At 64.3% G+C, this 12172-nt stretch carries 10 protein-coding genes; 8 read left to right on the top strand and 2 right to left on the bottom strand.

Going from position 1 to position 12172, the window contains the following annotated elements; translation table 11 throughout:
- Positions 1 to 2 precede the first annotated feature (2 nt).
- From CKW46_RS21785 to mmaA2, 7 genes are all read left to right on the top strand, one after another.
- Positions 3 to 1169: an acyl-CoA dehydrogenase family protein gene (locus CKW46_RS21785; protein WP_117436429.1), complete on the top strand. Its 1167-nt coding sequence runs from the start codon at positions 3 to 5 to the stop codon at positions 1167 to 1169.
- Positions 1166 to 1672 carry a MaoC family dehydratase gene (locus tag CKW46_RS21780; protein WP_011741488.1) on the top strand — a complete coding sequence of 169 codons (507 nt, stop codon included), beginning with the start codon at positions 1166 to 1168 and terminating at the stop codon, positions 1670 to 1672. Before CKW46_RS21785 ends, CKW46_RS21780 begins: the two co-directional genes overlap by 4 nt.
- Positions 1669 to 2490: an HpcH/HpaI aldolase/citrate lyase family protein gene (locus CKW46_RS21775; protein WP_117436430.1), complete on the top strand. Its 822-nt coding sequence runs from the start codon at positions 1669 to 1671 to the stop codon at positions 2488 to 2490. Before CKW46_RS21780 ends, CKW46_RS21775 begins: the two co-directional genes overlap by 4 nt.
- 340 nt (positions 2491 to 2830) lie before the next feature.
- Complete coding sequence (gene pdhA, locus CKW46_RS21770; protein ID WP_020786686.1) at positions 2831 to 3922, top strand: pyruvate dehydrogenase (acetyl-transferring) E1 component subunit alpha; 1092 nt, start codon at positions 2831 to 2833, stop codon at positions 3920 to 3922.
- Positions 3923 to 3932: 10 nt separating this feature from the next.
- Entirely contained in the window at positions 3933 to 4979 is a 1047-nt protein-coding gene (bkdB, locus tag CKW46_RS21765) for a 3-methyl-2-oxobutanoate dehydrogenase subunit beta (RefSeq protein WP_482052390.1), read from the top strand.
- Positions 4976 to 6145 carry a dihydrolipoamide acetyltransferase family protein gene (locus tag CKW46_RS21760; protein WP_482052389.1) on the top strand — a complete coding sequence of 390 codons (1170 nt, stop codon included), beginning with the start codon at positions 4976 to 4978 and terminating at the stop codon, positions 6143 to 6145. Before bkdB ends, CKW46_RS21760 begins: the two co-directional genes overlap by 4 nt.
- Positions 6146 to 6463: 318 nt before the next feature.
- Complete coding sequence (gene mmaA2 / locus CKW46_RS21755; RefSeq protein WP_015356584.1) at positions 6464 to 7333, top strand: cyclopropane mycolic acid synthase MmaA2; 870 nt, start codon at positions 6464 to 6466, stop codon at positions 7331 to 7333.
- Between the two features lie 669 nt (positions 7334 to 8002).
- Here the strand turns inward: mmaA2 and CKW46_RS21750 are convergent.
- Positions 8003 to 8347, bottom strand: coding sequence for a hypothetical protein (locus CKW46_RS21750; protein ID WP_012395440.1), 345 nt, complete (start codon positions 8345 to 8347; stop codon positions 8003 to 8005).
- Positions 8348 to 8509: 162 nt separating this feature from the next.
- Positions 8510 to 9712, bottom strand: coding sequence for an ISAs1-like element IS2404/ISMul1 family transposase (locus CKW46_RS21745; RefSeq protein ID WP_499019320.1), 1203 nt, complete (start codon positions 9710 to 9712; stop codon positions 8510 to 8512).
- Positions 9713 to 10393: 681 nt separating this feature from the next.
- Between CKW46_RS21745 and CKW46_RS21740 the strand changes: the two genes are divergently transcribed.
- Complete coding sequence (locus tag CKW46_RS21740) at positions 10394 to 11869, top strand: cobyric acid synthase (protein ID WP_482052388.1); 1476 nt, start codon at positions 10394 to 10396, stop codon at positions 11867 to 11869.
- Positions 11870 to 12172 lie beyond the last annotated feature (303 nt).

Genomic DNA, 12172 nt, shown 5'->3' with positions numbered 1-12172 from the left:
TCATGACGACAGCGATCTCCGCAGGAACATTACCCAAGGAATATCAGGATCTGCGCGACACGGTGGCCGACTTCGCGCGGTCGGTGGTTGCGCCGGTATCGGCCAAACACGATGAGGAACATAGCTTTCCCTACGAAGTCGTGGCCAAGATGGGCGAGATGGGGTTGTTCGGCCTGCCGTTCCCCGAAGAATACGGGGGAATGGGCGGGGACTACTTCGCGCTAGCCCTGGCGCTCGAGGAGCTCGGCAAGGTTGACCAGTCGGTGGCGATCACCCTGGAAGCGGGTGTGGGTCTGGGCGCCATGCCGATCTACCGGTTCGGCAACGAGGAACAGAAGAGCAAGTGGTTGCCGGATCTGCTGGCCGGGCGTGCGCTGGCCGGTTTCGGGCTCACCGAACCTGGCGCGGGCTCGGACGCCGGCAGCACCCGCACCACCGCACGCCTCGACGGCGGCGAATGGGTCGTCAACGGCAGTAAGCAGTTCATCACCAACTCAGGCACCGACATCACCTCATTGGTCACCATCACCGCCGTCACGGGGAGCATCGCCGATGGCAAGAAGGAGATCTCGACGATCATCGTGCCCAGCGGCACGCCGGGACTCATCGTGGAACCGGTCTACAACAAGGTCGGCTGGAACGCGTCGGACACCCACCCGCTGAGCTTCGATGACGCGCGCGTGCCGGAAGAGAATCTGCTTGGAATCCGTGGCAAGGGCTACGCGAATTTCCTATCCATCCTCGACGAGGGCCGAATCGCGATCGCCGCGTTGGCGACAGGTGTCGCTCAGGGCTGTGTCGACGAAAGCGTCAAGTATGCCAAGGAGCGTCAGTCCTTCGGTCAGCCGATCGGTTCCTATCAGGCGATCAGCTTCAAGATCGCGCGCATGGAAGCACGGGCACACGTGGCCCGCACCGCGTACTACGAGGCTGCCGCAAAGATGTTGGCGGGCAAGCCCTTCAAGAAGGAGGCGGCGATCGCCAAGATGATCTCCTCGGAGGCTGCGATGGACAATGCCCGCGACGCGACCCAGGTCCACGGCGGCTACGGCTTCATGAACGAGTACCCGGTGTCCCGTCACTATCGTGACAGCAAGATCCTTGAGATCGGCGAGGGCACCACCGAGGTGCAGTTGATGCTCATCGCCCGTTCACTGGGCCTGTCGTGAGCGAACGGGAGCCCGCCGGCAAGTCGGTGGTGCAGCGCGGCTTGTGGTTTGAAGAGTTCGAGATCGGTACGACATATCTGCACCGGCCCGGCCGTACGGTCACCGAGGCGGACAACGTCTTGTTCACCACGCTGACGATGAACACCCAGTCGCTGCATCTGGACGCGGCCTGGGCCGCCGAGCAGCCGGGTTTCCGGGGTGAGCGGCTGGTGAACTCGATGTTCACTCTGTCAACGCTGGTGGGGTTGTCGGTCGCCCAGCTGACGCTGGGCACCATTGTGGCCAATCTCGGCTTCTCTGAGGTGTCTTTCCCCAAGCCGGTCTTTCATGGCGACACCCTGTACGCCGAGACGGTCTGTGCCGGCAAGCGTGAGTCGAAAAGCCGGCCCGGAGAAGGCATCGTCACCCTCGAACACACCGGCCGCAACCAGCACGGCGATGTCGTTGCTCGGGCGGTGCGGACCACGCTCGTGCAGAAGAGGCCCAGTGAGGAGGCGAAATGAAGCTGCGTACCGCTGGTCCGGCCTGGTTGTTCTGCCCGGCGGACCGCCCGGAACGCTTCGCGAAGGCAGCAGCCGCCGCCGACGTGGTGATCCTCGACCTCGAGGACGGTGTGGCCGAAGCGCAGAAACCTGCCGCGCGCCAGGCGCTGCTGGACACCCCGCTGGATCCGGAGCGAACCATCGTGCGCATCAACGCGGGCGATACCGATGAACAAGCCCGCGACTTGGCGGCCTTGGCGGGTACTGCCTATACGACGGTGATGCTGCCCAAGGCGGAGTCGGTCGCACAGTTGGCGCTACTTGCGCCCCGCGACGTCATTGCGCTGGTGGAGACCGCGCGCGGTGCGCTTTTCGCCGCGGAGATCGCGGCCGCCGACAACACCGTTGGCATGATGTGGGGCGCCGAGGATCTGATCGCAACTCTGGGCGGCAGCTCCAGCCGGCGCGGCGATGGCACCTATCGCGATGTGGCGCGTCAGGTGCGCTCGACGATTCTGCTCGCGGCGTCAGCGTTTGGCCGGCTGGCGCTGGACGCGGTGCATCTGGACATCGGCGATGTCGACGGTCTGCACGCCGAGGCGATCGATGCGGCAACGGTGGGTTTCGACGTTACGGTGTGCATCCACCCCAGCCAGGTCGAGGTGGTGCGCAAGGCGTATCGCCCCGACGAAGAGAAGCTGGCCTGGGCGCGGCGTGTGCTCGTCGTAGCACGCACCGAGCGGGGCGTGTTCGCGTTCGAAGGGCAGATGGTCGACTCCCCGGTGCTCAGGCACGCGGAAATGCTGCTGCGGCGGGCCGGGGAATCCGTCCCCGCGTGACGGTTGCTGATTTCACCCCAATCGCGTTCGACGGTGCGGCGGCCCGCCCAGTGATACTCGGCGATCGCCGCTGGGGCGACACGGCTGCGCGGATCTCGCAATCGCCGCGGCGTCTTCGTGTTCGAGGGCATAATGGATGGCGCGTCGGTGTCGCGGCGAGCAGAGCCTATCGGGGCTCTGGCGATGTGCTCTGGGCTCGCGGCGGTTCCCGCTCGGGTTTTGCTGTGGGTGCCGCGCCGCTGACGCTGGCAAAGGATGCAACGCGGTTGGTCGGTGATCGACGATCGGCAGGACGGCATCGTCTGACGGCGTGACCTTGGCTTCGAGCTGAGGAGGCGGCATGGCAGATCGACCTCGGATCCCGATGACTGTCGGCCTGGAGCCGGTTCAGCTGGTCAACGCCGATGGCGAGCCCACCGACGAACACCGCTACAGCCGTGATCTTCCCGAAGAGACGCTGTGCTGGCTCTACGAGATGATGGTGGTCACCCGGGAGCTCGACGCCGAGTTCATCAATCTGAAGCGGCAGGGGGAATTGGCGCTGTTCGCGTCCTGCCGTGGTCAAGAGGCCGCGCAGGTCGGCGCGACAGCGTGTCTGCGCAAGACGGACTGGTTGTTCCCGCAATATCGCGAATTGGGCGCCTATCTGGTGCGCGGCATTCCGCCGGGGCACGTCGGAGCGGCGTGGCGCGGAACCTGGCATGGCGGGCTGGAGTTCACCAAGAAATGCTGTGCCCCGATCTCGGTTCCGATAGGTACCCAGGCCCTACACGCCGTCGGCGCGGCAATGGCCGCGCAGCGCTTGGCCGAGGACTCGGTGACGGTCGCGTTTTTGGGCGACGGCGCCACCAGTGAGGGAGACGTACACGAGGCGCTGAACTTCGCGGCCGTGTTCGATGCCGGGTGCGTGTTCTACGTGCAGAACAACCAGTGGGCGATCTCAGTTCCGGTGTCCAAGCAGACGGCCGCACCCTCGATTGCGCACAAGGCAATTGGATATGGGATGCCAGGCATTCGAGTGGACGGCAATGACGTGTTGGCCTGCTATGCCGTGACGGCCGAGGCCGCTGCCCGGGCCAGACGCGGCGACGGGCCAACCCTGATCGAGGCGGTGACCTACCGAGTCGGCGCTCACACGACGGCCGATGATCCGGGCCGATATCGAAGCCAGGAGGAGGTGGATCACTGGCTGGCGCTGGATCCGATCTCGCGTTACCGCTCCTACTTGCAGGGCCAGGGGCTGTGGTCGCAGCGTCTGGAAGAACGCGTTGCCGCACGGTCCGGTCGGCTGCGCGCCGAACTGCGTGAAGCGGTATTCGGCGCGTCCGACTTCGACGTCGACGACGTGTTCACCACCGTATTCGCCGAGATCACCCCCGGGCTGCAAACGCAACGCCAACAGCTGCGGGCCGAACTGGACCGGATCGACTGAGGAGCCGTTCATGACACAGATCGCCGATCCGCCAGCCCGTCCCGGCCCGGCTCCGGCCGCGCCGGTGGTGGGCACCATGCAGTCATTGACCATGGTGCAAGCGCTCAACCAGGCCTTGCATGACGCGATGGCGGCTGACGATCGCGTGCTGGTCTTCGGCGAGGATGTTGGGATTGCGGGCGGCGTCTTCCGGGTGACTGAGGGATTGGCCGAAACCTTTGGTGAGCACAGATGCTTTGACACCCCGTTAGCCGAGTCGGCTTTGATCGGCATCGCGGTGGGGCTGGCGCTGCGCGGCTTCGTGCCGGTGCCCGAGATCCAGTTCGACGGCTTTTCCTACCCGGCATTCGATCAAGTGGTCAGTCACCTGGCCAAGTACCGGACCCGCACCCGCGGCGAGGTCAATATGGCGGTAACCGTTCGGATCCCGTCGTTCGGCGGCATCGGCGCCGCGGAACATCATTCGGACTCCACCGAGTCCTACTGGGCGCACACGGCGGGCTTGAAGGTGGTGGTTCCCTCAACCCCCGGCGATGCCTACTGGCTGTTGCGCCACGCCATCGCCTGCCCAGATCCCGTCATGTATCTGGAGCCCAAGCGCCGGCACCAGGTTCGCGGACCCGTCGACACCAGCCGGCCGGAACCTGCGATCGGTCAAGCGATGATTCGCCGGGCCGGGGCCGACGTGACCGTCATCACCTACGGAAACCTGGTCTCGACCGCACTGTCGGCCGCTGAAGACGCTGCACACCAACAGGGTTGGAGTCTAGAAGTCATCGACCTCAGGTCGCTGATCCCCTTGGACTTCGAAACCATCGCCGCCTCGATCCGCCGGACCGGACGGTGTGTGGTGCTGCACGAGGGGCCGCGCAGCCTGGGCTACGGCGCCGGGCTGGCCGCCCGGATACAGGAGGAGTTGTTCTACGAACTGGAGGCTCCGGTATTGCGCGCCTGCGGATTTGACACTCCGTATCCGCCGGCACGATTGGAGCGGCTGTGGCTGCCCGGGCCCGACCGGCTGCTGGATTGTGTCGAACGGGTGCTGGGGCAGCCATGAGCACCGGCGACCGGCTGAAGTGCTTCCAGGTGCCCGACCTTGGTGAGGGCCTCGAGGAAGTCACTGTGACGTGCTGGGCCGTCGCGGTTGGTGATGATGTCGAGCTCAATCAGGTGTTGTGTTCGGTGGAGACCGCCAAGGCCGAAGTCGAGATCCCGAGCCCCTACGCCGGTCGCATCGTTGAACTCGGTGGCGCCGAAGGCGATGTCATCGAAGTGGGCGCAGCACTTGTGCGCATCGACACGGCACCGGAGTTGTCGGCCCCGACCAACGGTGAGATCGCGGTCCCGACGCTGGTGGGCTACGGCGCCGACGCGGCCATCGACACCAGCAGGCGCCCAGGCCGGCCGCGCGCGGCCCCGCCGGTGCGCAAGCTGGCCAAGGAACTCATGGTTGACCTCGCTTCGCTGCAGCGGGGTAGCACGGTGATCACCCGGGCCGATGTACTGGCCGCCGCGAAGGGCGCCGGAGCGTCAGCGCGGGTTCGGGAAGTCCGTGGTGTGCAGGCACACATGGCGGAGAAAATGAGCCTGTCCCACCAAGAAATCCCGGCTGCGAAAGCTAGCGTCGAGGTTGACTGCACCGAACTGCTCAGGCTCAGCGAACAGTTCCGGGCGGCGGTGCCGCCGGCGACGCCGTTCGCGCTGGCGCTGCGAATGTTGGTTATCGCTCTGAAGAACAACGAGATACTCAACTCGACATGGGTCGATTCGCCAGGAGGACCGCAGGTTCATCTGCACCCGGGAGTGCACTTGGGTTTCGGTGTAGCTACCGAGCGCGGACTGTTGGTGCCGGTGATCGCCGATGCCCATCGCATGACCACGCGTGAATTGGTTTGCCGCGCGGCAGAGCTGATCACCGGTGCGCGCGAAGGCACCCTTGCACCCGGGCAGCTGCGCGGTTCGACGTTCACCGTGTCGAACTACGGGGCGCTGGGCGTCGATGACGGAGTGCCGGTGATCAACCATCCCGAAGCCGTCATCCTGGGCATGGGGTCAATCAAGCCGCGGCCGGTGGTCCGCGGTGACGAGGTTGTTGTGCGGCCGACGATGTCATTGACCTGCGTGTTCGACCACCGCGTCGCCGATGGCGCCCAAGTCGCCCGGTTCATCTGTGAATTGCGCGGTCTGATCGAGGCGCCGGAGACCGCGCTGTTGGACCTGTAGGGCCAATCCACCCGGGCGGCGGCCGGTGATTTTCTTCTCACTTCTGTCCTCCGGTGCCCTGTTGATCGCACTGGCGGCAGCCGGAGCCTAGTACCGGCGCGAAACCGCACGCCAACATCGTTGCGACACCCGCCCAGCCCCATGGCCTGGGCTTTTGGCTTGCCGATTCACGAGCCCGTAACGTGGGTTCCTGACAAAGCCATGTAGTGGTATCGCGCCGTCGCGGATTGCTCGTGTCCAGCATGGCTTGAGGAGCGCATTGTCGCGCTTCGCATCAGCACACAATGGCAGTCTTCGTGCCGAAAGGGCTCCAGTTTCATGGCCAAACATCTAGCGCCGCGTTTCGATGACGTACAGGCGCATTACGACCTATCCGACGATTTCTTCCGGCTGTTTCTGGATCCCACCCAGACCTACAGCTGCGCCTACTTCGAGCGCGATGACATGACGCTGGAAGAGGCACAGATCGCCAAGATCGACCTGGCGCTGGGCAAGCTGGGCTTGGAGCCCGGCATGACACTGCTCGATATCGGCTGCGGCTGGGGCGCCACCATGCGCCGCGCGATCGAGAAATACGACGTCAACGTCGTCGGCCTCACCCTGTCCAAGAACCAGGCCGCCCACGTGCAGAAATCGTTCGACCAGCTGGACACCGCACGCACCCGGCGGGTGCTGCTGGAGGGCTGGGAGCAGTTCGACGAGCCCGTCGACCGCATCGTCTCGATCGGCGCGTTCGAGCACTTCGGTCACGACCGCTACGACGACTTCTTCACCCTGGCCCACAACATCCTGCCCAGCGACGGGGTGATGCTGCTGCACACGATCACGGGGCTGACGATGCCGCAGATGGTCGAGAACGGTCTGCCGCTCACCCTGTGGCTGGCCCGCTTCCTCAAGTTCATCCAAACCGAGATCTTCCCCGGCGGCCATCCGCCCACCATCGAGATGGTGGAGGAGCAGTCAGTCAAGCCCGGTTTCACCCTGACTCGGCGCCACTCGTTGCAGCTGCATTATGCGAAAACCCTCGACCTGTGGGCTGAGGCCTTGGAAGTTCGTAAGGACGAGGCCATCAAGATTCAGTCCGACGAGGTCTATGAGCGCTATATGAGGTACCTCACCGGCTGCTCCAAGCTGTTCCAGGAGGGCTACATCGACGTCAACCAGTTCACCTTGCAGAAAGCAAGGTGAACTGGCTGGTCGTCGCGATCAGTTTGCGGGTGGGGGAGCATCCGCAGGCGGCGGAGCATCCGCGGGTGGAATAGCTCCGTCGCAGCCACCGGGGGCGGCGGGCCGGGGAGTGGTTCGTCGCCACCGACGCAGTCGTAGTAGAACTGCGGGCCGGTCATGTAGGTCCTCATCCACTGGTGCCAGAACGACCCGTCCGGGTATTTCTCGCCGTCACACACGGCCAATTCGCCCCAACCCCATCGACCGCCAGGGCAGTAGCCCTTGGTCATGTCCGGCTGGTGTGGGTCGGGCGGACCGGCGGTGGCGACCGCGGTAGAAAACATCAACGCCGCGACACCACCCAATATCGCAGCGCCAAGGCGACTGAGCTTGAGCATCATTTTGACTCCATTGGAAATATTTAATGAATACAGCCGATTCCACGCAATGATCAGAACTTGCGGTGAACCTCGACCTGTGGGGCGGGCTTTGGAAGCCCGAATAGACCTCAAATGGACCTCAAATGGACCTCGAATGGATGAGGCCAGACGATGCCATCGAGATTCGGTCCGACGGGGGCTAAGAGCGCTATATGAGGTGCCTCATCGGCGCTCCAAGCCATTTCGGGACGGCTACATCGACGTCAATTAATTCACCTTGCAGAAAGCAAGGTGAACGAGCCGGTCGCGGTCAGTTTGCGGGTGGGGGAGCATCCGCGGGTGGAATAGCTCCGTCGCAGCCACCGGGGGGCGGCGGGCCGGGGAGTGGTTCGTCGCCACCGACGCAGTCGTAGTAGAACTGCGGGCCGGTCATGTAGGTCCTCATCCACTGGTGCCAGAACGACCCGTCCGGGTATTTCTCGCCGTCACACACGGCCAATTCGCCCCAACCCCATCGACCGCCAGGGCAGTAGCCCTTGGTCATGTCCGGCTGGTGTGGGTCGGGCGGATCAGCGGTGGCGACCGCGGTAGAAAACATCAACGCCGCGACACCACCCAATATCGCAGCGCCAAGGCGACTGAGCTTGAGCATCATTTTGACTCCGTCAGGAATGTTGAACGAATGCAGCCCGATTCCGAGCATTGGTTAAAGCTTGCGGATGGGCCGCGGCGACCCAGCATACATAAGTGCACGACCTTCCCAACAAAAATCTTGTCCGATAGGTTCCGGTCAAAAACAGGGCTCCGGCGTTGTTGATTAGCAGGCTTGTGAGCTGGGGAATTGTGGATTGAGGAGGTCTAGGCGGCGGTTGGCGGTCAAAGCGGTGATCCGGCAGGCTTCGGCGATGTTGTCGGCGCCGTTGAGGCGGTGCAGATTGATCGCGGTGTTGCGTAGCGTTGCTAGGACCTGTGCGCCGTTTCCGGTATGTGCCCTTTGACGGTCTTCGTCGAAGGTGACGTCGCGTATCCAGTGCAGGCTGTTCTCGATTCCCCAGTGTTGACGCATCCAGGTCATGATCGCGGTAGGGTGGGCGTGCTCGAACGGCAGGCTGCAGATGGCATAGACCACCTCCACGCTGCGCTGGTCGGTGGCGGTGATCAAGCGTTCACGAGTGATCCGGATGATTTGTTTTGCGTAGGGGAAGCCGATTCCTCGTGCAGCGGTGATGATTTGCAGGGTGCGGGTCTCGACACGGCCGTGGCCGCGGGAGTCGTCGGTAGCGGCTGCGGGCACCTCGGCCCAGGGCAGCGCGGTGATACGCGCAAGTATTTTGGCTTGGTTGGACTTGACGATCATCAGGTAGTGCGACTTCAAGGTGGCGCAGATCAACTTCGCGGTGACGACCTGGGTATGCATCGCATCCACGGTGACCAGCCACCGCAAGCTACCCGGCAGCAGCGTGAGCAGGGCACGTACGCAGGGAATTTCATTGCTTTTCTCGGCGACAGCGAGTTGACCGAGCACCAATCGGGCACGGTGGGCGAACACCGACACGAGATGCGTGGCTGTCGCTTTGGCGCGTAAAGCACCACGCAGCATCTTGCCGTCCAACGCGATCGGCACCAATCCACTGGGGTCGCTGCTGGCCACGTGTGCAGTGAAGTAACTGCCCATCCTGGCGTTGAGGTCGGCGGGGTCTAGCCGAGACAAAACAGCGCGGAAGGTCTTCTCACTGGGCCGCCGGAACCGGACCCCTAATTGGGCCAACACATCATCGGGAGCGGTGGCCGCCCATGTGGCAAAACCAGCATAGCCGCGCATCCCCGCGGCAGTGGCCAGAACCGCGATCGCCAACAAAGCCATCAGCGAATACCTCCGACCGCGTGGGTCCCTCGGGTCTGGCACCGAGGCCAACACACCGAGAAACTCCGATCCGATGAGCTCGCTGCGCTCACCAGGACTCCAGCGGTCGAACACCTCTGGAACCGACGACACAGGCAATACTGAAACGGTAGGCACGGGCAACTCCAGACCAACGACGAACAGTAACCAACTCGATCGTTCTCCAGATAGCCCGTGCCTACACTCCGGCCCCAATAGCGCGGCACCAAAGATCATCAACCCAGCTCACAAGCCTGCTAATCAACAACGCCGGAGCCCTGGTGATCTGCGGCATCCAATTGGTGCTGACGCGTGAGTTCAGAGTCGGCTGATCGTTGACGGATTCACTTCGGATGGCCCCTGGCTTCCGGTGGCTGGTCTCGCGTCGATGCTGGGTGAGGTAGCCCTCGAGTCCATTTGCCGCGCCGGTCTTACTCGGCACTGGCTGGGTTGCCGACCTCCGGCGCTGCACCTCCACGAGCCGCCCCGGATGGTTACCGGTGGCCGGGCTGCCGACCAAAGATCAACGATCGCAATCTATTTCGATCAACCCGGCTATCGTCATGGCGATTGCTGCCGGCATCGCCGCGCTCCCGGCGCCGACCCGGGAAGGTGGAGGCCCAGCCGGTCCGGCCCCAGATCCCCTCCGGCGCCTGATGGCGGCGCCGCCGAGGCTCTAGTGTGGATACGGACACCGTGTCGGTCAGCGCCTAAAGGAACAGCATCGCAACAGATTTCGAATGTCGATGATCCACGATTTCCCGAACACGAGGCGAAGGCGGGCTGGGCAATAGATCTCTACCTACCGAGGCACGGCTGATGCCGGGTTTGCTGGTGGCCGGTACGACCAGCGACGCCGGTAAGAGCACCCTAACCGCCGGTCTTTGTCGTGCGTTCGCCCGACGCGGCGTCAGGGTGGCGCCCTTCAAGGCCCAGAACATGTCCAACAACTCGATGGTCTGCCAAGGCCCGGGTGGCGCGGGTGTGGAGATCGGTCGCGCGCAATGGGTGCAGGCGCTCGCGGCCAACGCGACACCTGAGGCGGCCATGAATCCGGTCTTGCTCAAGCCGGGGAGTGACCACCGCAGCCACGTGGTGTTGATGGGCAGATCCTGGGGCGAACTGGCGTCGTCCAACTGGTTCGAGGGCCGGCAGGTTCTCGCCGATACGGCGCACCGAGCCTTCGACGACCTGGCGGCCCGCTACGACGTCGTCGTCGCCGAAGGTGCCGGCAGCCCAGCCGAAATCAACCTCCGTGCGGGCGACTACGTCAACATGGGGCTTGCCCGTCACGCGGAACTGCCGACCATCGTCGTCGGCGACATCGACCGCGGAGGGGTGTTCGCGGCATTCTTCGGAACCATCGCGCTGCTGTCTGCCGAGGACCAGGCGCTGGTCGCGGGGTTTGTCGTCAACAAGTTCCGTGGCGACCTCGACTTGCTGGCACCAGGTCTGCGTGACCTCGAGCGGGTCACGGGCAGACAGGTGTTCGGCACGCTGCCGTGGCACGCTGACCTCTGGCTGGACTCAGAGGACGCCCTCGACCTGACCGGCCGGCGCGCGGCGAGCGCGGGGGCCCATCGGGTGGCCGTCGTGCGCCTCCCACGGATCAGCAACTTCACCGATGTCGACGCACTGGGTCTGGAACCCGACCTGGATGTCGTGTTTGCTTCCGACCCCCGAGGGCTGGGCGATGCCGACCTGATCGTGGTCCCGGGTACCCGTGCAACGATCGCCGATCTGGCGTGGCTACGAGCGAGGGGCCTGGACCGTGCGCTGATGGCGCATGTGGCGGCGGGCAAGCCGCTGCTCGGCATCTGCGGCGGGTTCCAGATGCTGGGGCGGGTGATTCGCGACCCAGACGGTGTGGAAGGGCCGGTAGCCGAGGCCGACGGTTTGGGCTTGCTCGACGTGGAGACCACGTTCGGCGCCGAGAAGGTGCTGCGCTTGCCGCGCGGGCAGGGACTCGGAGTGACCGCTTCGGGCTATGAGATACATCACGGCAGGATTACCGCCGGTGACGCCGCTCAGCAGTTCCTCGGCGGCGCGCGTGACGGACAAGTATTCGGGACGATGTGGCACGGTTCGCTCGAAGGGGATGCCCTGCGCGAGGCCTTCCTGCGCGAGACGCTCGGGCTCACTGGGTCGGGCACTTCGTTCTCGGCGGCACGCGAGCGCCGCCTGGACCTGCTCGGCGATCTGGTCGAACGTCACCTTGACGTCGATGCACTGCTCGCCCTGGGTCGGCACGGTTGCGCGCCGGCCTTGCCCTTCCTCCCGCCCGGCGCGCCGTGATCGCACCGAGCGGTCGACGACCCTCGACACAACTCGAACGTGCGGTAGTCATCGACCCGACCGGGCCGGACGCGCTCACCCCGCGCTCGTGGGCGCCGGCGTTGGCTTCGCCGGCAATTGGCAATCGCGTTTTTATTTTGGAGCTGAATTCTAGATCGCGTCATTAAATTCGGGCCGATCCGGGCGCGCCGATATGCATTGGTTGCGGCCGTTATTAGAAAAGTCGGATTCTGCCCTATTTCATTCCTCTTGGTATACGCTGACCGGGTCCAAGTGCCGGGCGGTGGCGGTAGCAACTGTCGT

The sequence above is a fragment of the Mycobacterium liflandii genome (assembly GCF_022354805.1).
Lineage (GTDB): Bacteria > Actinomycetota > Actinomycetes > Mycobacteriales > Mycobacteriaceae > Mycobacterium > Mycobacterium marinum.
The sequence above is the reverse complement of the archived record's forward strand: the minus strand, read 5'-3'. Positions and strand labels throughout refer to the sequence as shown.

Excerpts from the sequence above, each read along its gene's own strand:
- CKW46_RS21785 (WP_117436429.1), top strand. The coding sequence starts at position 3 with ATGACGACAGCGATCTCCGCAGGAACATTACCCAAGGAATATCAGGAT.
- CKW46_RS21775 (WP_117436430.1), top strand. The coding sequence starts at position 1,669 with ATGAAGCTGCGTACCGCTGGTCCGGCCTGGTTGTTCTGCCCGGCGGAC.
- pdhA (WP_020786686.1), top strand. The coding sequence starts at position 2,831 with ATGGCAGATCGACCTCGGATCCCGATGACTGTCGGCCTGGAGCCGGTT.
- bkdB (WP_482052390.1), top strand. The coding sequence starts at position 3,933 with ATGACACAGATCGCCGATCCGCCAGCCCGTCCCGGCCCGGCTCCGGCC.
- CKW46_RS21760 (WP_482052389.1), top strand. The coding sequence starts at position 4,976 with ATGAGCACCGGCGACCGGCTGAAGTGCTTCCAGGTGCCCGACCTTGGT.
- mmaA2 (WP_015356584.1), top strand. The coding sequence starts at position 6,464 with ATGGCCAAACATCTAGCGCCGCGTTTCGATGACGTACAGGCGCATTAC.
- CKW46_RS21750 (WP_012395440.1), bottom strand. The coding sequence starts at position 8,347 with ATGATGCTCAAGCTCAGTCGCCTTGGCGCTGCGATATTGGGTGGTGTC.
- CKW46_RS21740 (WP_482052388.1), top strand. The coding sequence starts at position 10,394 with ATGCCGGGTTTGCTGGTGGCCGGTACGACCAGCGACGCCGGTAAGAGC.